Source organism: Paenibacillus sp. GbtcB18, assembly GCF_019091125.1.
Taxonomy (GTDB): domain Bacteria; phylum Bacillota; class Bacilli; order Paenibacillales; family NBRC-103111; genus Paenibacillus_F; species Paenibacillus_F chitinolyticus.
Genome location: NZ_JAGXJX010000104.1, coordinates 1 through 566 on the forward strand (window position 1 = coordinate 1; position 566 = coordinate 566).

A 566-nucleotide genomic window follows, 5' to 3' on the forward strand; every position below is an offset into this window, starting at 1 on the left:
TATCGTTTGTATCTGATTTACCTGGCGGAGCAATTTCTAACGTCGTAGTAGATTTAAATATGCCTAGGGATCGTGCGCTACTTCTGGCCACGGAAAAGGATAAAGCGGGTTATTAAGCCCCTATTTACGATGTAGATGCTACACCAAGTGGTGCAGACTATTTCTCTCGTGTCATTCGTGGTGAATTCGGATTTGAAATCAAAAACGCAAAAGAATCTATCGCGGTTCTTGGCAATATTTCTAAAACAATGGCTTAAAAGGTAGTGTACATGCTACCTTTTTTGTTTTTTGAAAGGAGTTTTTTATGTGGCTATTTCTGAAAATCAGGCTCAACGGTTGAATAAATCGATGCCGATTGCTAAAGAAATTAAGTTAGGGTCTGTTATTAAAGATTTACAAGAAAAAGCAGACAAAAAGGTAACAACGCAAGCGAATAGTACGGCAACAGATGTACCGGGTCTTGTAGCGGATTTTAATGCCTTACTTGCAAAGCTAAAAGCTGCAGGTGTTATGGGATAATTTATAAAGGTGGAGGTGACGCCAAATGAAGGTGTCAGAAAGGCTGG

General features: G+C 39.6%; 1 protein-coding gene and 1 pseudogene. Both read left to right on the forward strand.

The window, feature by feature from the left end:
- Window positions 1-257: pseudogene (locus tag KVT34_RS32665) on the forward strand (SU10 major capsid protein); the annotation flags it as partial.
- A gap of 49 nt (window positions 258-306) precedes the next feature.
- Window positions 307-519: a head fiber protein gene (locus KVT34_RS29715; RefSeq protein WP_217563241.1), complete on the forward strand. Its 213-nt coding sequence runs from the start codon at window positions 307-309 to the stop codon at window positions 517-519.
- Window positions 520-566: the final 47 nt, after the last annotated feature.